Annotated in this window: 16 protein-coding genes, 1 pseudogene and 1 riboswitch; of the genes and pseudogenes, 12 read left to right on the top strand and 5 right to left on the bottom strand. The window is 48.5% G+C overall.

The genetic code is table 11. The features are described from left to right. Positions 1–153 precede the first annotated feature (153 nt). On the top strand, positions 154–2,481 hold the full coding sequence (helD, locus tag V7126_RS14545; RefSeq protein WP_335497675.1) for an RNA polymerase recycling motor HelD: 2,328 nt from the start codon (positions 154–156) through the stop codon (positions 2,479–2,481). 2 nt (positions 2,482–2,483) lie between these two features. Here helD and V7126_RS14550 read toward each other — a convergent pair whose 3' ends face one another. Continuing rightward, positions 2,484–2,894 carry a DUF5412 family protein gene (locus V7126_RS14550; protein ID WP_335497676.1) on the bottom strand — a complete coding sequence of 137 codons (411 nt, stop codon included), beginning with the start codon at positions 2,892–2,894 and terminating at the stop codon, positions 2,484–2,486. A 74-nt stretch (positions 2,895–2,968) separates the two neighbouring features. Continuing rightward, positions 2,969–4,102, bottom strand: coding sequence for an aminotransferase class V-fold PLP-dependent enzyme (locus tag V7126_RS14555; RefSeq protein ID WP_335497677.1), 1,134 nt, complete (start codon positions 4,100–4,102; stop codon positions 2,969–2,971). Positions 4,103–4,246: 144 nt separating this feature from the next. Between V7126_RS14555 and V7126_RS14560 the strand changes: the two are divergent. The 3 genes and pseudogenes from V7126_RS14560 to V7126_RS14570 all read left to right on the top strand — a co-directional run bounded on the left by V7126_RS14560 (position 4,247) and on the right by V7126_RS14570 (position 8,132). Then, positions 4,247–6,248, top strand: a pseudogene (locus tag V7126_RS14560) (Na+/H+ antiporter). A gap of 72 nt (positions 6,249–6,320) precedes the next feature. Then, positions 6,321–7,196 (top strand): ROK family protein, encoded by an 876-nt coding sequence (locus tag V7126_RS14565; protein ID WP_335497678.1) that lies wholly within the window; start codon positions 6,321–6,323, stop codon positions 7,194–7,196. 90 nt (positions 7,197–7,286) lie between these two features. Continuing rightward, positions 7,287–8,132, top strand: coding sequence for an aldo/keto reductase (locus V7126_RS14570; protein ID WP_335497679.1), 846 nt, complete (start codon positions 7,287–7,289; stop codon positions 8,130–8,132). Between the two features lie 36 nt (positions 8,133–8,168). On the opposite strand, the gene V7126_RS14575 is transcribed toward V7126_RS14570, so the two are convergent. The 3 genes from V7126_RS14575 to V7126_RS14585 form a co-directional block, all read right to left on the bottom strand. Continuing rightward, on the bottom strand, positions 8,169–9,620 hold the full coding sequence (locus V7126_RS14575; protein ID WP_335497680.1) for an MDR family MFS transporter: 1,452 nt from the start codon (positions 9,618–9,620) through the stop codon (positions 8,169–8,171). Between the two features lie 201 nt (positions 9,621–9,821). Continuing rightward, a complete protein-coding gene (locus V7126_RS14580) occupies positions 9,822–11,681 on the bottom strand; it encodes an LTA synthase family protein (RefSeq protein ID WP_335497681.1) in 1,860 nt (619 codons plus the stop codon). A 92-nt stretch (positions 11,682–11,773) separates the two neighbouring features. Then, entirely contained in the window at positions 11,774–12,244 is a 471-nt protein-coding gene (locus V7126_RS14585; protein ID WP_175075472.1) for a metal-dependent hydrolase, read from the bottom strand. Positions 12,245–12,467: 223 nt separating this feature from the next. Between V7126_RS14585 and sspJ the strand changes: the two genes are divergently transcribed. From sspJ to uxaC, 8 genes are all read left to right on the top strand, one after another. Then, positions 12,468–12,611 (top strand): small acid-soluble spore protein SspJ, encoded by a 144-nt coding sequence (sspJ, locus tag V7126_RS14590; RefSeq protein ID WP_046129267.1) that lies wholly within the window; start codon positions 12,468–12,470, stop codon positions 12,609–12,611. A 157-nt stretch (positions 12,612–12,768) separates the two neighbouring features. Beyond that, positions 12,769–12,946, top strand: a riboswitch (Lysine riboswitch). A 111-nt stretch (positions 12,947–13,057) separates the two neighbouring features. After that, positions 13,058–14,464, top strand: a complete 1,407-nt coding sequence (locus V7126_RS14595; RefSeq protein WP_175075471.1) for an amino acid permease — start codon at positions 13,058–13,060, stop codon at positions 14,462–14,464. Positions 14,465–14,615: 151 nt separating this feature from the next. Next, positions 14,616–15,680, top strand: coding sequence for a FecCD family ABC transporter permease (locus tag V7126_RS14600; protein ID WP_175075470.1), 1,065 nt, complete (start codon positions 14,616–14,618; stop codon positions 15,678–15,680). Continuing rightward, positions 15,681–16,700, top strand: coding sequence for a FecCD family ABC transporter permease (locus V7126_RS14605; protein ID WP_046129231.1), 1,020 nt, complete (start codon positions 15,681–15,683; stop codon positions 16,698–16,700). 63 nt (positions 16,701–16,763) lie between these two features. Continuing rightward, positions 16,764–17,531, top strand: a complete 768-nt coding sequence (locus tag V7126_RS14610; RefSeq protein WP_175075598.1) for an ABC transporter ATP-binding protein — start codon at positions 16,764–16,766, stop codon at positions 17,529–17,531. Positions 17,532–17,681: 150 nt separating this feature from the next. After that, positions 17,682–18,410 (top strand): response regulator transcription factor, encoded by a 729-nt coding sequence (locus V7126_RS14615; RefSeq protein WP_175075469.1) that lies wholly within the window; start codon positions 17,682–17,684, stop codon positions 18,408–18,410. After that, positions 18,407–20,152: a sensor histidine kinase gene (locus tag V7126_RS14620; RefSeq protein WP_175075468.1), complete on the top strand. Its 1,746-nt coding sequence runs from the start codon at positions 18,407–18,409 to the stop codon at positions 20,150–20,152. Before V7126_RS14615 ends, V7126_RS14620 begins: the two co-directional genes overlap by 4 nt. A gap of 171 nt (positions 20,153–20,323) precedes the next feature. After that, the gene (uxaC, locus tag V7126_RS14625) at positions 20,324–21,745 is read left to right on the top strand and encodes a glucuronate isomerase (protein WP_175075467.1); all 1,422 of its coding nucleotides are present in this window, start codon (positions 20,324–20,326) and stop codon (positions 21,743–21,745) included. Positions 21,746–21,769 lie beyond the last annotated feature (24 nt).

The following is a 21,769-nucleotide window of genomic DNA, read 5'->3' on the forward strand; positions in this document are numbered from 1 at the left end:
CGGCTTTTTTATTTTGGGCATGTTGATATAGACGGGCCGTATATGATAAGATGAAGTGTAATTTAACATAAAATTTCATTTTTTATAATTATATCCATATTTATTTTATCACGATTTTTTTTTTGTGTCAAATCTTTTTAGGGAGTGATCTGCATGACAGATATCAACAAAGAATGGCTTGAAGAAGAGAAGCGGATCGAACGCGTATTAAACGAATTGGATCAAAAGCTTCATTCTCTAAAGAGTAAGACAGGCGGACTGAAAGAGGATATCGTCGATTTGAGAAAGCATTTTTGGGATGATGTCACCGTGAACTTGGCCGATGACAAAGAAGCGATCGAGACGTTTGCGAGCATTAAACAGCAGGCGGAGATGTTGGCAGAGCGGGAAAGAAGCCACAAGCAGTTTTACAGCCAGGTGAAAAAGCTGTTAAAAGTGAAGGAGTCTCCTTACTTTGGACGCGTCGATTTTTTGGAGGACGGCGATCAAGAAGCCGAAGCCATTTACATCGGCCTCAGTTCATTGATGGACGAAAAGGAAGAGCGCTTTTTGATTTACGATTGGAGGGCGCCGATATCCAGTTTGTTTTACAACTATGGGCCGGGGCCGGCGCGGTATGAAGTTCCCGGTGAAACGATCAGCGGCACGATTGAGCTGAAGCGGCAGTTTCTCATCAGAAACGGCAGGCTGAAGGCGATGTTTAATACCGATATGACGATCGGGGACGAGCTGCTGCAGGAAGTGCTCGGACAGCAGGCGAATGTCCGGATGAAAAGCATCGTTGCAACGATACAGAAGGAGCAAAACCGGATCATCCGCAATGAAACGAGCCGCATTTTAATCGTCCAGGGGTCGGCGGGAAGCGGAAAAACGTCGGCTGCGCTCCAGCGGGCCGCTTATTTGCTTTATCGCGGGCGCGGGCGGATCGAATCCAATCAAATGCTGCTTTTTTCTCCCAACCTTCTTTTTAACAGCTATGTCGCCGATGTTCTCCCTGAGCTCGGCGAAGAAAACATTCAGCAGACGACGTTTCAGGAATATTTGGAGAGCAATCTCAAAGAGGCGGAGTGTGAAACCCCGTTTGATCAACTGGAATATTGTTTGACGGCATCGGAAAGCGAAGATGACAAAAACCGGATGCAGGCCATTGAATATAAGGCCGGACTGGCGTTCAAAAGCTTGATTGACGAGTATGTAGGGTTTCTTTCGAAAGGCGGTTTGCTGTTCAAAAACGTGTCGTTCCGCGGAAAGAAGATTGTAACAAGCGCCCAAATCCACGATTATTTTTGCTCGCTCGGCGCTTCCGGATCGCTGTTGCACCGGATTGAAACGACGGCAAAATGGCTGCTCGGCATATTGAACAAACAAGAAAAAAGTGAAAGGAAAAAAGAGTGGGCCCTCGAAAAAAGCGAGCTTCTCGATCAGGAGGAATACGCGAATGCCTACAAACAACTGCAGGAAGAACGGCAATTTTCCGAGAACACGTTCGACGATTATGAAAGGGAGCAAAGGCTTCTCATCAACATCATTGTCGAAAGGGAATTCAAGCCGCTGAGACAGGCGGTGAAAGCATTGGGTTTTATCGATTTTAAAGGGACGTATTTACAGCTGTTTTCGGATTGGGGTGCTGCTGCGCTTCCAGACCATTGGGAACGCATTTGCGCCCATACGAGAAAAAGCTTTCGCCTTGAGCAGATTCCGTATGAGGATGCCGCACCTTATCTTTATTTGAAAAATCAAATCAAAGGCGGAGCGAAAAACACGGCGATTCGCCACGTATTTATTGATGAAGCGCAAGATTACTCGCCTTTTCAGCTTGCTTTTCTCAAAGGCCTTTTTCCTTCAAGCAGAATGACGATTTTAGGGGATTTGAACCAGGCGATACTCGCCCACAGCGTTCAGGGGCAGGAGCTTCTTAGCGAAAACGCGTTTGAAGGGGAAAAAACGGAGACGATCAGGCTTGTCCGAAGCTACAGATCCACAAGGGACATCGTCGAGTTTACAAAACCCTTGATCAAAGGAGGCGAAGATATCGAGCCCTTTAACCGGAGAGGGGTGAAACCGACGCTGACGATTTCGGACGATCCCGCTCTGCATCATAAAAAGATAGCGTCCTGCATAACTGCTTTACAAGGTGAGGGGCATAAGACGATTGCAGTCATCTGCAAAACGGTCCAGGAGTGCAAAGAAGCCTTCATGCAACTGGAAAAACATACGGCGCTCAAGCTGATTGACAAAGAAACCCGCGTCTTTCAAAAAGAAGTCGTCATCATACCCGTATATTTGGCAAAAGGCATCGAATTTGACGCGGTCATCGTCTATGACGGATCAAAAAATCGGTATGCGCGCGAACGCGAGCGGACGCTTTTTTATACGGCCTGTACGCGGGCGATGCACGAACTTCATCTGTTTTCGCTCGGAGAGGAAAGCCCGTTTTTAGACGGCGTTCCAAACGCGCTGTACATAAAGAAAAGGGAGTGAATTCACTCCCTTCTCCAATCATATGTATCGCTGCGGATGTCGAGCACCTTGTCATTGATGGATACGTGATTGCTGTCTTTCCATTCGACGTCAGCGTTAACTTCCCTGGAACCCCAATAAATATTTTTTCGGTCGCCGGTTGAGACCTTTGTCAATTCCCCTCTGATGGAAACATCGGGTACCGCCCCGTTTTTCTCGACTCTATAGATGCTGATCGAGTATTTTTTGTTCGGCGAAGCCAGCGATGTAATCTGTACACCCTCAGGCAAGTGTTTCATGGAGTAAAACTGCGTATATACAACATAAGCGGTTGGTATGCCGAGGGCGAGGATAAATGTAATAAGCGTAAACAGCATGTTTCGGAGGGGCTTTTTCTTCAACTCTTCAGATGCTTCATTGACAAAACGCTGCAAATGTATCATCATCCCCTGATCGAAATGTTTTTATATAGTGTAATGAAAAAACGCTGATCTGTCTATTGAAAAGCCTAATGGAGCAGCACCGAGATTTCGTCGATCGCCTGTTTAATATCTTCCTCTGTATTGTAAAAATGCGGAGCGATCCTGATCACGTCTTTTCTCGCTGCTGTAATGACGTTTCTTTCCCGCAATACAGCCCCGATGCCTGCTGCGTCCCCGGCATAAATCGAAATCAGGCTTGATCTATTGCGGACGGTTTGCGGCCCGGCGATCCGCAAGCCTTTTTCCGCCCCGTATTCAAGAGCGAAGCCGGCAAGCTTCCGCAAATACGCGTCGATTCGGTCAGTCCCGGCTTCAAGCAATATCTTTAGGGCGGCGTCCGCTGCATAAAGCCCGGCAAATGACGGGGTCCCCGTTTCAAAACGTTTTGCTCCTTCTGCAAATCGGGAATTGAATAAATCAAAGGCGGATTTTCCGTCTCTTCCGAACCACCCGGTCACCTGCGGCTTGAATTGTCCGGCGAGTCCGCGTCTAACATAAAGAAACGCCGTACCCGGAATGCCGAGCATGTATTTCCTTGTTCCTGCCGCAAGAATATCGACATCCATATCTTTCACGCTGATCGGAACGTGTCCGGCGGATTGGTAAGCGTCAACGAAGAGAAGCGAGCCTTTTTGATGGACGATGTCTGCGATCTGCTTCAAATTTTGTTTATATCCGTTGTAATAGCTGACGTGCGGCACGCATGTCAGAAGCGTGCGCTCACATATGTCTTTTTGTATCTGCTCCAGGTCGATCATTCCGTTATGGCTTTGAATGATTGTGATCTTGTTTTTGAATGCCTGTTGAGAAAGCCAAATCTGTCCGATTGCGGGAAAATCGATATCTGTAAAGGCAACTTTATTTTTTTGCCGATGATGTGGCAGTGAAAGCGCAATGGCCGAAACGGCGTCTGAAACCGAGGCCATGACGGCGATTTCATCTGTCTCGGCGCCGATCAGCCGTGCGAATTTTTCCTTTGCCGATGCCATCTTTTCCATCGCTGCCTGCCAATCGGCACCTGATTCAAGGAGCTGTCTGCGGTATTCGTCAACCGCATCTGAGACAGGCAGCGCCAAAGCGCCTGCAGAACAGGCAGCCAGATAAACGCGGTTTGATAAGACTGGGAATAAAGAACGGAATGAATGAAATGGATGGTTCATGATCGATCTCCCTTTCTCAATGTATCTCAGCCTGACATGTATAGGTTCCCGGCTGTCAAAGAATACTGAACAAAGAAGGCATAAGCTAAACAGCCGGCAGAGTCGTTTGAAGGCCTGCTTTTACGGCGGTAAGGAGTATTCTTAGTGGCCGTTTTCCTGGCCGTTTTGGTTTTTTTAACAATTATCGCGATCTCAAATATCGTTCACCGGTTTATTCCATTTGTTCCGGTTCCGTTGATTCAGGTCGGATTGGGCATCATCGCGGCGGTTTTTCCGGGCGGGCTTCATATCACGTTCAATCCGGAGCTTTTTTTTGTTTTATTTATCGCTCCCCTGGTATTTAATGACGGAAGACGGATCCCGAGGGATGAGCTGTGGAAACTGCGGACCCCGATTCTGCTTTTGGCGCTCGGTCTCGTCTTTGTGACCGTGCTGTTTGGCGGCTATGCCATCCATTGGATGATTCCGCAGATTCCGCTGCCGGCCGCTTTTGCCCTTGCCGCCATTTTATCGCCTACAGATGTCGTTGCTGTCGGCGCGCTCTCGAAAAGAATCGATATGCCGAAGGATATGCTGCGCCTTCTTGAAGGAGAAGGCTTAATGAACGATGCCTCAGGCCTCGTCGCTTTTAAATTCGCACTTGCTGCGGCGATAACGGGCACTTTTTCGTGGTCTGAGGCCGCGGTCAGTTTTTTGCTGATCGCAATTGGAGGCCTCGTTACCGGAACGGTTCTTTCTTTTTTGATCCTCCGGTTTCGCTATTTGCTCCGCCGCTTAGGAATGCAGGACGTCACAATGCACATGCTGATCCAAATCTTGACCCCTTTTGTGATTTATTTGGCCGCAGAGGAGATCGGCGTATCGGGAATCCTTGCCGTCGTCGCCGGAGGTATCACGCATGCGGCGGAGCAGGACAGAGCCGAATCGGCAATGGTCAAGCTGAAGATCGTTTCGGCCAGCACATGGGGCATCATCCTTTTTATTTTAAACGGTCTCGTGTTCGTTTTGCTAGGCTTGCAAATGCCGGGTGCGCTGTCTGTCATATTTGGGAATGCGGCATTCAACAATGTGAGAGTCATCAGCTACATCATTCTGATTACGCTGATGCTCATGCTGCTCCGCTTCATATGGGTATTTTTGTTTTGGCAGGGCAATTGGGGGCTTCAAATGAAACAAGTTTCAGGCGGAGAAAAACTGCGCTCCCTGCTCCAGATATCGATATCGGGCGTCCGCGGAGCCGTGACCCTTGCCGGAGCATTTTCGATCCCCTTTTGTGCTGGAGAACGGCCGCCCGTTTCCGGAGCGGGATTTGATCGTCTTTTTGGCAGCCGGTGTAATTCTGTGCACCCTGCTGATGGCGAGCGCCTTTTTGCCGCTCCTGTCAGAAAGGAAGGAGCTCCCGGCAGGCGGAAGCCAGTTTCAAAGCGTCAGAAGAAAAGTGATGAAGACAACGGTCAAAGCTTTAAAAGAGGAAATGAACGACAAAAACAGAGCCGCGGCTCTCGCCGTCATATCGGAGTACAACGAAAAAATGAAGCAGCTCAAGTTTGAGCAATATTCTTTGAAAGAGCATCTGCGCCATAAAAAACTCGAAAACAAAATCCGGGTCCATGCCTTGAAAGCGGAACAGGCGGAATTGGAAAACATGCAAGAAAACGGACAAATCACAGAAGATATCGCGAATCGGCTGAAAGAAAGGCTGCGGGAGAAAGAAATGCTTTTTTCCAATCCCTTTAAAGCAGGCGTTTCACTTATGAAATGGAAGCGCCTGATCAACAGGCGACAAAAAGAAGGAACACACAAACCGCATGACCAAAGCGGCGACATGCTGAAAAAGGCCCGGATTCAAACGGCAAAAGCGGCTATCGAAGCGGTAAAACAGCATATGAGCGACGAAAATAAAGAGGCGTCCCGGTCGGTCATTTCTTTTTATCAGCGCTTGATCCTCAGGCTTCAGCACGGCGCCGGAGGACTCCGGGAAAATAACCGCTATGAAAGGCAAAAGAAAGAGATTCGCTTAAAATCGGTGCAAATCATCCGCAATGAAATTCAGGAGCTGTTTGAAAACCGGGAAATTACGAGGGAAACGGCCCATCAGCTGCGCCAGTACATCAATCATTTGGAAGCGTCGCTCCTTGATGAGTAACATTTTATTCAATTGCTTTCCTCACTTTTCTGCTTTATGATTCAATTAAAAACAGAAAAAAGGGGAAAAGAGATGACACATTACGGTGCAATTGAAGCAGGAGGAACAAAATTTGTATGCGCTGTCGGAACGGAGACAGGGGAAATCGCAGGCAGGCTGACGATTCCGACGGAAACGCCCGAAGAGACGATCGAAAAAGTAACCGCTTTCTTTGATGCATATCAGCCTGAAGCACTGGGAGTCGGATCGTTCGGCCCGATTTCGCTGGCAAAGGAGAGACCCGATTTCGGCTTTATTACGAATACGCCGAAACTCGCGTGGCAGAACTATCCGTTCATTCCCGAACTGGAAAAAAGGCTCCGGATCCCGGTTTCGTTTACCACGGACGTCAATGCGGCTGCGCTCGGGGAAATAACGGAAGGAGCCGCACAAGGGCTGAACAGCTGTTTATACATCACGGTCGGCACGGGAATCGGCGCCGGGGCTGTCATCGGCGGCAAGGTCGTACAAAGCTTCTGCCATCCTGAAATGGGGCATATCCTGATCAGACGCCATGAAAAGGATGCATTTGAAGGAAGCTGTCCGTACCACAAAGACTGCCTTGAGGGAATGGCATCAGGGCCTGCGCTCGAAAAGCGCTGGGGAAAACAAGGAAAAGACCTTTCTGCGCGCGAAGAGGTTTGGGAGCTTGAAGCCGATTATTTGGCGCAGGCGCTCATGCAATATATTCTGATCTTATGCCCGGAAAAAATCGTAATGGGCGGCGGGGTCATGAAGCAGCGGCAGCTGTTTCCGCTCATCCGCAGAAAACTGCGTGAATATGTAAACGGATACATCGAACTTCCAGACCTTGACGGTTATGTCGTGCCGCCGGGGCTCGGCGACGATGCCGGGATTACAGGAGCGCTCGCATTGGCTGCACGCGGGCTGGTTAAAGAAGAAAAGTGAGCAATTTATTATGTCAAATCTCTCCAATATGAGATAATAGACGTGATGCTTGAAATAGTATCTGAATAAAAAAGAAAGGCGGTCGTTTAAATGGTAAGCAGTTTAAAGGACACTGTGACGTTACATAACGGAGTTAAAATGCCGTGGTTTGGCCTGGGAGTCTTTAAAGTGGAAGAGGGCAGCCAAGTCGTCGAATCTGTGAAAGCAGCGATTAAAAACGGATACCGGAGCATTGATACGGCTGCGATCTATCAAAATGAAGAAGGCGTCGGCAAAGGAATTAAAGAATCAGGCGTTCCCCGTGAGGAGCTTTTCATCACATCTAAGGTGTGGAACAGTGACCAGGGCTACGAAAAAACGCTGGCGGCTTTTGATGAAAGCCTGAGAAAACTTGGCCTTGACTACCTTGATTTATATTTAATTCATTGGCCCGGAAAAGATAAAAGCAAATATAAAGAGACATGGCGCGCCTTGGAGAAGCTGTACAAAGACGGCAAAATCAGAGCGATCGGCGTCAGCAACTTCAACGTGCATCATTTGGAAAGCCTGCTGGAGGATGCGGAAATCAAACCGATGGTCAATCAGGTTGAATTCCACCCGCGTTTGACGCAGCTCGAATTAAGAGATTACTGCAAAAAACAAGGCATTCAGCTTGAAGCATGGTCTCCGCTGATGCAAGGGAAGCTGCTTGACAATGAAGTGCTTGCCGAAATTGCCGGCAAATACAACAAATCGGTCGCGCAAATCATTTTGCGCTGGGATCTGCAAAGCGAAGTCGTAACCATCCCGAAATCGATTAAAGAACACCGAATCATTGAAAACGCCGATATTTTCGACTTCGAACTTTCAAAAGAAGATATGGAAAAAATCAACGCCCTCAACAAAGATGAGCGTGTAGGTCCGGATCCTGAAACGATGACAAACGGTTTCGAATAAAATAAATCCCGGGTTCTCAGCGAACCCGGGATTTGTTTATTTTTCGTGAAGCGCAAAGCCGCTTTTCGCAGCCTTTCTTTTATGGTGGTTCAGCCTGCCGCGGTGATTGTGTTTAATGAAAAAGGCAAGGATCAGCCCGATTCCCGACAAACCGGCAGCCGTCATAAAGGCCAGGTTTACGCCGTGAATCATCGCCGTTTCCGTGCCGGGGCCCGCCGGATCAGACAGCGCCCGCTGCGTCATGATCGTAATCAAAATCGCCGTTCCGATTGAGCCTGACATTTGCCTCAACGTGTTGTTCATGGCCGTGCCGTGCGGAATCAAATGGCGCGGCAGCTGATTCAGCCCTGCAGTCGTCACGGGCATTAGCACCATCCCCATCCCGACCATCCGAAACGCATAGACGATGGACAGGTAGGCGAAAGGCGTTTTTTCGGACAGATGCGATAGCAGCAGCGTCGTGATAAAAATGGCCGTCAACCCGGTAATGCTTAAAATCCGCGCTCCGATTTTATCGAAAATCCTTCCCGTAATCGGGGACATCAAGCCCATGACAACCGCTCCCGGAAAGAGCATCATTCCTGACTCCATCGCGGTGAAATGGCGCATATCCTGCATGTAGATCGGAACGATCGTCGCCGCTCCGATCATCGCCATAAACACAACCATGCCGATGACTGTAGCGAGCGTAAACATCGGATATTTAAATACCCTGAATTCCAAAATCGGTTCCTTCAGATGGAGCTGTCTCCAAATGAACCAAAACAGTGTGACGGCCCCGACTGCGAAGCCTGTCAGCACGTCCGGACTGGTCCAGCCGTCGACGCCCGCGCTGCTGAAGCCGTAAAGGATACCGCCGAATCCTAAAGAAGACAAAATGATGGAGGCGGCATCCATCTTAGGCGATGTTTGTTCTGTTACATTTTTTAAAATAAAGAAAGCGACAACCATGTCAATGACCGCGAACGGCAGCAGAAGATAAAACAAGATTTCCCACGGATAACGGTCGACAATCCATCCCGACAAAGTCGGTCCAAGAGCCGGGGCGAAGGCGATGACAAGTCCGACCATCCCCATCGCTGAGCCGCGTTTTTCCTTCGGGAAAATCAAAAGAAGCACGGTCTGCATTAAAGGCATCATGATCCCTGCACCGGCCGCCTGCACGATTCGTCCGGCAATTAAAACGGGAAAGCTGAACGATAAAGCACAGATCAGCGTTCCGGCGGTGAATAAAGACATCGCGGCCATAAACAGCTTTCTCGTCGTGAATTTTTCGATTAAAAATGCCGTAAACGGAATCATAATTCCGTTTACAAGCATAAAAACGGTCGTCAGCCACTGGGCAAGCCCCGGGGTAATGTTCAAATCCCTCATGATCGGGGGAAGGGCCGTCGTCAGCAGCGTCTGGTTTAAAATGGCGATAAAGGTCCCGGTAATCAGTACGGCAACAATCGGCAGTTTATTTATGGTTTGTTTAGTTTCACTCATTTGAAAACCTTCTTATTTTGAGATTTTATAACACTTCATGAAATAATCGGCACCCGAAACAAAACTGTCTATTCATTAGGGTAACGAAGGATGTGCAAATCTGCAAGGGCATTTTAAACATTCGGTATATAATACCCAGCCCGAGCCCCAATGTAAACAGCCCCTCCCAGCCAGCTCTGAATGCTTGTGGAAGGGGAGGCGTTATTGTTTATAAAACCTCAGCAAGTCTCCGTTGATAATTTTGTCGGAAAGGGAAAGCTCTTCAGCCGCTTTCTCAATTAGGGGAGCGCATTTGTCCTCTGGATCCTCTAAAAGCTCTCCGGTTTTTTGATCGTAGCATGCATTTTTCGTATAGAGATAATCATCCGTGATGAAGCTTCCGTTTCGCAGCACGGCAAAAGGCATTCTTTCCTTAGAAAAAAGGTCGTTTCCGAACTGAATCATGCCTTTTGTGTCAATTCCCAATAAATGAAGCAATGTCGGTTTGACATCGATCTGTCCCCCCGTTTCTGACACGGTTCGCGGATTTTTGTCCGTAATTCCGGGGATGTGGATGATCAGCGGAACCCGCTGAAGCTGAACGGTATCGTACGGCGTGATCTCCTTTTTCCCTAAAAATTGAGCGAGCGCTTCATTGTGTGCTTCCGAAATACCGTAATGATCCCCCATCAAGACGATCACTGAATGTTCATACAGGCCGTTTTTTTTCAGCTTCGCGATAAAAGCTTTCAGCGCCTCGTCCTGATAGCGCACCGTCGTCACATAGCGGTTCAAAATCTCACTGTTAGAATCATATTCATCAATCAGCTTATCCTTGTCATCAATCTGAAACGGAAAGTGATTGGTCAAGGTCAGCAGGCTGCTGTAAAACGGCTCCGGCAACTCTTTCATCATGTCGGCGGACTGTGCTAAGAACTCTTTGTCCTTCAGCCCCCAGCCTGTTGAATTATCAGCGGTTACGCTGAAGTGGTCCACATCATAAAAGCGGTCAATACCGAGCGCTTCGTACATGACGTCCCTGTTCCAGAACCTTTTGTTATTGGCGTGAAAGACGGATGATATGTAACCGTGCTGCGCCAGCGTTTTATACATTGAATTGTATTGATTTTCGCTTTTCGTAAAGAAGACAGATCCGCTCAGCGACGGATACAGCGAATTGGCGACGAGGAACTCGGAATCCGATGTTTTCCCCTGTTCGGTCTGCTGATAAAAATGGTCGAAATAATAGCTTTTATGGATGAACTGATTCAAAAACGGGGTGATCTCTTTTCCGTTTACTTTTTCATTGATGACGAAGCTTTGAGTAGATTCGAGCGTCACGAAGATGACGTTTCGTCCTTTTGCGATGCCGAACATGTCTTTGTTCGGTTTGCTGTAGTCGGCTTTTGTATAGTTTTCGATCGTTGCCAGGCTGTTTTCGTCGGCTACCGCTTTTTGCGTCAAATTAAACGTCTGCGTAATTCCGTCGAACAGATGAAATTGAAACAGCCCGATGTTTTTGACGAGCACTTCCCTGTCAAACGAATGGGACAAAAACTTCGGCTGCTCGACCTCTGATAAGGTGAGATTCAGCAGCACGATCCCCGAGGCCGCGCCGTAGTAAATTTTGATCGCTTTTCGCGATGCTTTTGCTTCCGTTTTCCGGCGGGTTTTCGAAAGCCATGCGAGCAGTGCCAGATCAAGGAAAAGAACGATGAAAAGGGGATTGAACAGCTCTTGAAAACTGCTGCCGAGCCCTCCGAGGTTTTTGGCCTGAAACAAAACGGGGATTGTAATGAAATCGATATAGAAACCGTAAAAAATGCAGTTTGCGATCAGAATGCCCGTAAGGATGACATTTGCTGAGAGTAAAAACAGCCGCTTTGTCTTTTCGCGGCAAAAAAGGCTGATGCCGAATACGGGGATGAGAAAGCTAAGCGGGTTTATTAACAGGATCAGCTCCTGAAACGGATTATCAATCCGCAAGTGAAACCCCAGTTTATAGATGAAATACGTCTTCATCCACATGAAAAAAATCGATAAGCATAAAAACCATTGCTTTTTGAAAAAATGTTCTTTCATTTATCAATAGCTCCTCACAAGTTCTTAGCCCCGCATATATTTAAATTACTAAAAAAACTTTCGGTGGCAAATAAACCAATTTGCGCCACATGTCAAGCCGTCAAGACGGCGATAAAATAGCATGAAAGAACGGTGAGGGCGGCCATCACGCCCTGTTCGGCTTTGCCGCCCGTTTTGATGTAAAGCGGCAGGCGGATTCTAATTGATGAAGGAAAGAAAAGCTTGATGCCGTTTGTCGTCCCCGCGTCAAGCAGCAGGTGGCTGGCCATTCCCGCCATCAGTCCGGCAAAAATGCTCTGGTTTGTAACATATAAATGTGCCAAAAATCCCGTCACGAACAGAAAGAGCAGGCTGTGCGTGAACGTTCTGTGGCCGAATACAGAGCTGATCAGCGTTGATAAAATTGGAAGCTTCCGCCCTATTTTGCTTTTTGTGTGGCAAATATCGGGTATCAATGCTCCAAAAATGCCTGAAGCGGTTATCAATACGGGATCATACCCATAAAAATAAGCGACAGCCGTACAAGAAGCGACTCCCCCCATGATGTGTGTTTTTCCTGTCATATTCGCTTCTCCTTAAGACCTGATTCCTAATGAAAACTATATCAGGAGATCTGAAGACCATCAAGACTGATTCTGGAAGGTTTTGGCCGCGATTTTTTCATTTTTGCGGGAAGAAAGAGGCCAAAACGGGAAATTCATGCAGGCCGGACAGCCAAGCTTCCTGCATATTTTTTTAATGAAAAGCCAAATTAGTATTGTACCAAATTTTAAAGAGGTGATTCATGTGGGCTTTTTCTTTAATAAAGATCAGGGAAAAAATAAAGCCAAAGACCATAACGCCGTTCAGGGGGCGCTTGAAGATGCAGGCCAAGCATTAAAAGGAGACCCTCTGCAAGAAGCGGTCAGAAAAAAGAAAAACAATCGATAACCTCTATAGATGATGGGGATCATCCCCGTTCACAATGAAGGCCGCCGAAAAATGGGCGGTCTTCCTGCCGTTTTTTCCATCAGTTCCCTTTGACAGAATAACATTTCTCTGGTAACCTTCGGTTGAGAATATGTGATAAATCCTCACTCTTAACTCTTAGTGAGGTAGAGGTTGCGCGGATGATGAGTAGCGCATGTGAGGCCGGCGGGGGCCCGTGATCATGCGTAAAAGGCATCAGCGCCGAAGCATAAAGAAGCCGACCATTCTTTATGCTGGGTCTGCATTGAATAAGTGCAGGACTGCCGCGGGACTTCCCGCGGAGGGCTATCCGGGGATCAAGAGTGTATGTTATTTTGGCATGGACTTTTGTTCATGCTTTTTTTATTTTTATGATCTCACGGTCTGGTCCGGCATATTTTGATAAAATGCTCGGAGGTATTAGTTGTATGGAACAGACAAAAAAATGGGGTTTCTGGCTTTTAACGGCTTTTGTCGTTGGAAATATGGTCGGCTCCGGGATCTTCATGCTCCCAAGCACGCTCGCGCAGACGGCCAGCCCGCTCGGCGTAACGGCGGCATGGCTGGTGACGGGTGCGGGCGTATTGATGATCGCGCTCGTATTCGGCCATTTATCGATTCGCCGTCCTGATCTCAAAGCGGGGCCGCAAAGCTATGCAAGGGCGCTGTTTTCAGACCCGAAAAAGGGAAACGCAGCGGGCTTTACGATGGTGTGGGGTTACTGGGTTGCCAGCTGGATCAGCAACGTGGCCATCATCACGAGCCTTGCCGGTTATTTGACGACATTCCTGCCGATTTTGACTGATAAGCGCGAGATGTTTGAACTTGGCGGACATCCCGTAACACTCGGGCAGCTGCTCACATTCATCGCATGCACGATTCTATTGTGGGGCACTCATTTCATTCTCTTCTCCAGTATAAACGGAGCAGGAAAGCTCAACTTTTTGACGACGTTTTCCAAAGTGCTCGGGTTTGTCCTGTTTATTGTAGCTGGATTATTCGTATTTCAAGTGTCTTTATTTCATTCATTTTATTTTCCTGTTGAGGCGGACGGAAAAAGCATCGTGCTCGGCGGCCAGGTCCATAATGCGGCGATTTCTACGCTGTGGGCGTTTGTCGGCATCGAGTCAGCCGTTATTTTGTCGGGGCGCGCATCATCACAGCGCGATGTGAAACGTGCCACGATCACCGGGCTGTTGATCGCACTCAGCATTTATATGATCATTACGTTAATTACAATGGGCATTATTCCGCACGATCAGCTCCAGGCATCGAATAAACCGTTTGTTGATGTGCTGCATGCAATTATCGGCGGCTTCGGCAGCGTGGTCATGGCCATTTTGGCGATCATTTCATTGTTCGGATCAATGCTTGGCTGGATTTTGATCGGATCTGAGGTTCCGTATCAAGCGGCAAAAGCAGGCGATTTTCCCGCTTTCTTTGCAAAGACGAACAAAAAAGGAAGTCCCGTCAATTCGCTGATCATTACGAACTTAATGTCGCAAATCTTTATTTTCTCCACGATTTCGGGGACGATCAGTCAGGCCTTTACGTTTTTGACGACATCTGCGACGCTCGCTTATCTCGTACCGTATCTCATTGCGGCTTTGTTCAGCCTGAAGCTTATCTTTAAAGGAGATACGTATGATGAACTGAAAGGATCAAGAACAGGCGACGGCATCATTGCCCTGTGCGCTCTCGGATATTCTTTGTGGGTCATCATTTCGGGAACTGCAGATTGGCTGACCTTTATATTGGGAATCGGCTTGTTCTTTGTCGGCCTCATCATCTACCCGTTTGCGGCCAAAAAGTTCAGCCGGAATCAACAATCTTAAAGCCTGAGGCCCGCGGTCTTCATCTGAAGATATGCGGGCTTTTTTTCAATCTGAAAAAATTTATTATTAAACATTTAGTCTGAGCCTGATATACTATAAGATGAAAATGATAATCGTTATCGATTGTATAAATAGAAAGGAATGGCATCGATTGGGGGCATACAGGAATATTCATCAGACCAATGACAGGGACGAGCCGGAAAACGAACAGCTTCCGGTTAGCCGTCCTCTTGGCGCCGTTTTTATTCTTCTAGGTGGAACGTTGATTTTGCTGTTCGGCGCGGCTTTGTCGATTGTGCTCGGTGCGGCTGATATCAAGCTCAGCACGGTGTGGAACGCGCTTTTTCACTTCGATTCAAAAAATACGGCACATCAGATTATTTGGGAACTCAGGCTTCCGAGGACGGTCAGCGCCATACTTGTCGGCGCTTGCCTGGCCGTTTCCGGTGCGATCATGCAGGGCATGACGAGAAATCCGCTCGCATCGCCCGAAATTATGAGCGTAACGGATGGCTCTGCTTTTGCGGTCGCAGTCGCTTTTGCCTTTTTTCCCGGAATTTCTTCGCTCGGGCTTTTGGGTTGGTCATTTGCCGGAGCGGGTTTGGGAGCTGCGATCGTTTTTGCGGTCGGAATGCTCTCAAAGGGCGGACTTACTCCTGTAAAGCTCGCTTTGGCGGGAACTGCAGTCGGCACGCTGCTTAGAGCGCTGTCGTCGGCTATTGCGATTCATTTCGATGTGGCCCGCGATGTGAGCTTTTGGTATGCGGGCGGAATCGCCGGCATGAAATGGTCGAGCGTTGAGCTGCTGGCTCCCGCGGCCGCCCTGGGGCTCGTGCTTGTCTTTTTCATCGCCCGTTCGGTTACCATCTTAAGCCTTGGAGAAGAAGTGGCAAAAGGGCTCGGCCAATCGACAAAAACGGTCAAAGTGATCGGGGTCGCCTCCGTCGTTTTGCTGACGGGCGCCGCTGTATCAGTAGCTGGGACGATCGGCTTCATCGGCTTGATCATCCCGCATATTGCCCGCTTTTTGGCAGGCGTGGATTACCGCTGGATCATCCCGTGCTCGGCTGTGCTTGGGGCCGTGCTTCTTCTGTGTGCCGACATCTGCGCAAGGATGATCAATCCTCCTTTTGAAACGCCGGTTGGAGCGGTGACTGCGCTTGTCGGCGTACCGTTCTTTCTCTATTTGGCCCGGCGCGAAGGGAGGGGACTGTAAATGGAGACGCTGAAGAACAAAAACGGCCGTGCCGTTATGATCATGCTTTTCATGGCTGCGCTGATCCTCGGTGTATTTTTATTAAGCCTGAACATGGGTGAGATCCGGATTGCTCCGTTTGACGCGCTGAAAACGTTATTTGGAGGAGGAACGCCGCAGGATGAGCTTGTCTTATTTGAATTCCGCCTGCCGCGGATGATTCTGGCCGCGCTTATCGGTGCCGGGATTGCAGCAGCAGGGGCCGTCTGGCAGGGCGTATCCAAAAACGACCTCGCTGATCCGGGGATTTTGGGAATCAATGCCGGAGCGGGCTTTGCCGTTGTCATATTTATTTTCTTCTTTCAGGGGGCCGGAGGCGGCTTTGATGCAAATGCCGCGTTTTCCTTGCCGATTTTTGCATTTGCAGGAGCCTGCATCGCGGTCGTCCTCATTTATTTGTTCGCCTGGAAAAAGGGGCTGAACCCGGTTCGCCTCGTCTTGGTCGGAATCGGAATCAATACGGCGTTCGGGGCGGCAATTTTGATGCTGCAGCTGAAAATGAATCCGAACGATTTCATGCAGGCGACCGTATGGCTGTCGGGAAACATTTGGAGCGCAAACTGGAGCTTTGTTTCGGCAATCCTTCCGTGGATTGTCCTGCTGATTCCTTTTATCTTTTATAAGGCGCGCTATTTAAATGTACTTAATCTCGGCGATCAGATCGCAGCCGGGCTTGGAACGGCCGTTGAAAAAGAACGGCTCGTGCTCCTGCTGGCCGCATCCGCCCTCAGCGGCGCCTGCGTGGCGGCGGGGGGCAACATCACGTTTCTCGGTCTTGTTGCGCCTCATATCGCAAGAAGGCTCGTCGGGCCGAAGCATCAGCTGTTGATTCCGGCATCTGCACTGACCGGGGCGTTGCTCTTGTTGCTGGCCGACTTGATCGGAAGGACGCTCCTTGCGCCTTCGGAGATTCCGGTAGGGCTCGTCATTTCCGTTTTGGGCGCGCCGTATTTTATCTATTTGCTGATGAAAACAAACTAAAGAAGGGAAGATTGCAAGGTGTCTCTTTCTACAAACGATCTGGGGATTGGCTACGGCGAGCAGATGATCGTCGAAAACCTGAACCTTACGATACCAAAGGGGAAAATCACGACCATGATCGGGCCGAACGGATGCGGGAAATCAACGATTTTAAAAACGATGGCCCGAATCCACCGTTCGAAAACCGGTGCCGTCCATTTGAACGGAAAAGCGATCCATCAATTGCCGACGAAGGAGATCGCCAAGCAAATGGCGATCCTTCCGCAAACGCCTGAAGCCCCGGGCGGACTGACCGTATATGAGCTTGTCGCATACGGCCGCTTCCCACATCAAAAAGGAATGGGCAGACTGACGAAAGACGACCGCCGCATCATCGAATGGTCGCTTGATGTCACGGGGATGCTGGCGTTTCATGACCGGCCGATCGAAGCCCTTTCCGGCGGTCAGCGCCAGCGCGTCTGGATCGCGATGGCCCTTGCCCAGGAGACGGAGCTGCTTCTGCTTGACGAGCCGACGACCTACTTGGATTTGGCCCACCAGCTCGAAATCCTGAAGCTGTTGGAAAAGCTCAATAAAGATGAGGGACGGACGATCCTGATGGTCATCCACGATCTGAATCATGCAGTCCGCTTCGCCCATCACATGGTTGCATTAAACAGCGGGAAGATCGTAAAAGAGGGGGCGCCAGAAGATGTCATGACGCCGGAAGTCCTGCGGAAGGTGTTTCAAATCGATGCGGAGATCGCTGTAGACCCGCGCACCGGAAAACCGATATGCCTGACCTATGACCTTCTTGAGAATGAAGAGGCCAAAAGGCTGGCAACCGGATGAACAGACACGCAAACTGGTGTCTGTTTTTTCTTTTTCAAAAAGAAAATTTCTAAATTTTACTTTAAAATCCGAAAACGGCAGCCGATACACCTAAGATAGATGTTAAGATGAGGATATAAAACACGATGCTGACAGAAAGGAAAGAAGAAAGTGGAGAATGCAACGATTTTGATTGTGGATGATGAGGACGCTATTGTCCAAATGGTAAAGCGCGTCCTTACAAAAGAAGGCTTTACAGAAGTCCTGACTGCAAACAGCGCTGAAGAGGCCCTTGATCTCGTCAAAAAAGAGACCGTACATATGATTCTTCTCGATGTCATGATGCCGGGGCAGACCGGATTTGAAGTATCGCCTGAGCTCCGGCGGCATACAAACGCCCCGATCTTTTTTCTGACGGCGAAAACGTCGGACCTTGATAAGCTGTCGGGCTTTGCGTACGGGGCGGATGACTACATAACGAAACCGTTTAATCCGCTCGAATTAATCGCGAGAATCAAAGCTCATTTAAAGCGGACATACATACAGAAGGAAGTCGCGGCCGCTGCGGCAACGTCTTCATACGAATATGAACGCTTCACGTTCCATCCGGATTTCGCGGAGCTGATTGTCGACGGCGAGGCTGTCAGCTGTTCGGCGCAGCTGCTTCAGCTCCTCCAATACTTTTGCGACCATCCGAACAGGGTGCTTTCAAAGGATCAGATCTACGAAAAAGTATGGGGGGTCCCTTCTTACGGAGACAGCAACACCGTCATGGTTCATATCCGAAAGCTGAGGGAAAAAATCGAAAGAGACCCGAGCAATCCCGAGTACATCGTAACGATTCGCGGTTTGGGGTATAAGTTCATTCCGAACCAGGCAAGAAAAGAGAGTGAAGGATGAGGCTCAGGGGAAAATTAGTTCTGCATTTTACAAGCCAGATTTTTCTGATTTTAATGCTTGTCATCGCCGTCCTGTCCCTGTCCTTTATTTTTTTCGCGCTGCGCCTGAGCGAAAGCGAAGCTGATGCAGGTTTGGCGAAAGCCACTTCAGACACGTTTGAAACCTGGGTCACCATTGATTACGATAACAATTGGCACATTGATGACACATTAAAAGCGGCTGTCGATAAGCAGCGGGGCTGGCTGCAAATACTAAACGAGAAAGAAAAGACGGTGTATTCCTACCATCTTCCCCGGGAGATCCAAAGGGAGTACCACAAAGAAGACCTCGTAACGGCTTTTTCACGAAAAAAGATCGGCAAGTATCAAGTCAATTTTTGGTCTGCAAATTTAAATGAGAAGGATTATGTCATTCTCTTCGGCTGGGAGTCGAAAAGCGAAACGATTCTGAGCTATTTGGAGAAGGAGGAAAAAAATCCGTCAACCCTTTCCTCCTATAAAAAAAGCACACTCGATTTCATTAAGAAAAACAAAGGATCCGTTTATTTGTTTAATGAAAAAGGGAAACTTTTACAATCGATTTTCTCGGATATCGACTACAGCAAAGGCATTACAGAATTAGAGCTTTTGAAGTATCAATCAAAGCCGTGGAACTACGAGCATGAATTTTCATACAGGCGTCTGAGCGCTACGGAGTGGCTGATCGCGGCCACGCCGAATCCGATTTATAATCCGGACCATGAGTTTAACCGGTCGATAATCGGCCTTGCCTTAAAAATCATCGTCCTGATGATCGGCATCCTGCTCTTTTCAATTACGATCATGACCCTGTGGTACTCTTTCCGGTTCGGCATGCCGATCATCCATTCAATTAAATGGGTCGTCAACCTCTCAAAAGGGCGGTTTGAAGAGCCGAAAAACCGCAAAGGCCTGCCGAGAAGCCGCAATAAAAAAGGGAAAAGAAAGCAACCGTACCGCTTGTTTAACGAAGTATTCGAATCGATGGAGCAGCTGACGGAAACGTTGAAGAAAGATGAGCAGGACCGGAAAAAAATCCAGGCAACAAGAGAGGAATGGATTGCCGGGCTTTCCCATGATTTAAAAACGCCGCTCAGCACGATCTATGGGTACAGCATGATGCTCGAATCCCCAAATTATGAATGGTCAAAAGAAGAAATTTCCGAAATCGGCCAGGTCATGAAAGAAAAGTCGGATTACATGTCACAGCTCATTGAAGATTTGAATTTAACATACAGGCTCAAAAACGGCGCGCTCCCGATCAAACGGGAAACGGTCAGGCTTGTGCCGTTTTTAAGAAAGGTTGTCGAAGAATTTAAGCGCTACCCGTTTTCAGAGGGGTATCAGGTGTCCTTTGAATCTCAATTAGAAGATACCGAGTTTTCGATTGATAAAGGCTGGTTCAGAAGGATTTTGGAAAACCTGCTGGCCAATGCGGTCAAACACAATGAAAAAGGCACCGAGATCAAAGTCATTCTTGAAGAAACAAAACAGCACATCGTTCTTAAAATTGCCGACAACGGCAGGGGCATGGACTCTGAAACCGTCTCTAAATTATTCAACCGCTATTACAGGGGGACGCATACGAAAGATTCGACAGAAGGAAGCGGACTCGGCCTCGCGATTTCGCTCGAGCTCGTCCATCTTCATGACGGATGCATCGAAGTCGACAGCCGGACGGGATACGGGACCGAGATTACGATGGAATTTAAGAAAAAGCAATAAAAGAAAGGGGCTGCCGGCTTTAACCGTGCAGCTTCTTTCTTATGCACTGAGAAAATTATGGAAAAATAGAAGCGGCTGGTATAAAATAAGATTGAATGTTAACGTTCACATTTTTCTGATGCATCATTTTGTTAACGTTAACAAAAAACGATCAAAGGAAGGTGAAGAACAGTGAAAGCGTTTCTGGCCGACGATTTTCTTTTAACAACCGATACGGCGGCAAAGCTGTATCACGAGTATGCCAAAGGAATGCCGATCATCGATTACCACTGTCACTTAAGTCCGAAGGAGATCTATGAAAACAAAACCTTCAAAAATATCACCGAGGCGTGGCTGTACGGCGACCATTACAAATGGAGGGCGATGCGGGCGAACGGCATAGCGGAGGAGTACATTACAGGGACCGCGTCTGATGAAGAAAAATTCACTGCCTGGGCCAAGACCGTGCCGATGACGATCGGCAATCCGCTTTATCATTGGACTCATTTAGAGCTGCGGAGGTTTTTCGGCGTTTATGAGCTGCTTGACGAAAAGAGCGCGCCCGCGGTTTGGAACAATGTGAACGAGCAGCTAAACGGAGAAGGCTTTGGTGCAAGAGACCTGATCGAAAAATCCAACGTTGAAACAGTCGTGACGACAGATGATCCGACCGACAGCCTGGAATACCATTTGAAGCTGAAAAACGACGACTATCGTGTAAGCGTTTTACCTGGATTCAGGCCTGATAAAGCGCTGGAAATCAATCAGGAAGGCTTTACAGGCTGGGTGAAAAAGCTCGAAGAAGCAAGCGGCATTGCAATCAGCGGATACGCCGATTTTTTGGAAGCGCTTAAAAAACGGATCGAGTTTTTCCATGAAGCAGGGGGCCGTATCTCAGACCATGCCATCAACCAAATGACATATACGGATACAGACGAAAAAGAAGTGCGGCCGATTTTTGCTAAAGCGATGAACGGCGAAAAGGTCACGCCTGAAGAGGAAACGGCATTCAAGTCGTTCACCCTCCATGTACTCGGGGCTTGTTACGCGGAAAAAGGCTGGGCGATGCAGCTGCATATTAACGCTTTGCGAAACAACAGCAGCAAAATGTACGCGCGGCTTGGGCCTGATACGGGGTATGACGCCATCAACGATCAGGATATCGCAAAGCCTTTGTGCCGGTTTCTCGATTCTCTCGACAGAATAGACGCGCTCCCGAAAACGATTCTTTATTCGTTAAATCCGCGCGACAATGTCGTGATTTCAAGCCTTGCAGGAAGCTTTCAGGACGGAAGGGTACCGGGGAAAATCCAGCATGGGACGGCATGGTGGTTCAACGATACGAAAGACGGCATGCATGAACAAATGAAATCGCTCGCAAATATAGGGCTGTTAAGCCGTTTTATCGGCATGCTGACGGATTCGCGAAGTTTTCTCTCTTACACGAGGCACGAATATTTCAGGCGTCTAGTCTGCGATGTGATCGGCGGATGGGCGGAAAACGGCGAAGCGCCGGATGACATCGAACTGCTCGGGCGAATCGTGAAAGGAATCAGCTATGAAAATGCAAAGCAATATTTTCAGTTTGAGGTGAAAGACCGCTTGAAAGCTTAAAAAATGATTGCAGAGGAGCTGCTT

The sequence above is a fragment of the Bacillus sp. JJ675 genome, assembly GCF_036963165.1.
Lineage (GTDB): Bacteria > Bacillota > Bacilli > Bacillales > Bacillaceae > Bacillus > Bacillus glycinifermentans.

What these genes read in the sequence shown, in the direction of transcription:
- helD (WP_335497675.1), top strand. Translation starts at nt 154, where the DNA reads ATGACAGATATCAACAAAGAATGGCTTGAAGAAGAGAAGCGGATCGAA.
- V7126_RS14555 (WP_335497677.1), bottom strand. Translation starts at nt 4,102, where the DNA reads ATGAACCATCCATTTCATTCATTCCGTTCTTTATTCCCAGTCTTATCA.
- V7126_RS14565 (WP_335497678.1), top strand. Translation starts at nt 6,321, where the DNA reads ATGACACATTACGGTGCAATTGAAGCAGGAGGAACAAAATTTGTATGC.
- V7126_RS14570 (WP_335497679.1), top strand. Translation starts at nt 7,287, where the DNA reads ATGGTAAGCAGTTTAAAGGACACTGTGACGTTACATAACGGAGTTAAA.
- V7126_RS14575 (WP_335497680.1), bottom strand. Translation starts at nt 9,620, where the DNA reads ATGAGTGAAACTAAACAAACCATAAATAAACTGCCGATTGTTGCCGTA.
- V7126_RS14580 (WP_335497681.1), bottom strand. Translation starts at nt 11,681, where the DNA reads ATGAAAGAACATTTTTTCAAAAAGCAATGGTTTTTATGCTTATCGATT.
- V7126_RS14585 (WP_175075472.1), bottom strand. Translation starts at nt 12,244, where the DNA reads ATGACAGGAAAAACACACATCATGGGGGGAGTCGCTTCTTGTACGGCT.
- V7126_RS14595 (WP_175075471.1), top strand. Translation starts at nt 13,058, where the DNA reads ATGGAACAGACAAAAAAATGGGGTTTCTGGCTTTTAACGGCTTTTGTC.
- V7126_RS14605 (WP_046129231.1), top strand. Translation starts at nt 15,681, where the DNA reads ATGGAGACGCTGAAGAACAAAAACGGCCGTGCCGTTATGATCATGCTT.
- V7126_RS14610 (WP_175075598.1), top strand. Translation starts at nt 16,764, where the DNA reads ATGATCGTCGAAAACCTGAACCTTACGATACCAAAGGGGAAAATCACG.
- V7126_RS14620 (WP_175075468.1), top strand. Translation starts at nt 18,407, where the DNA reads ATGAGGCTCAGGGGAAAATTAGTTCTGCATTTTACAAGCCAGATTTTT.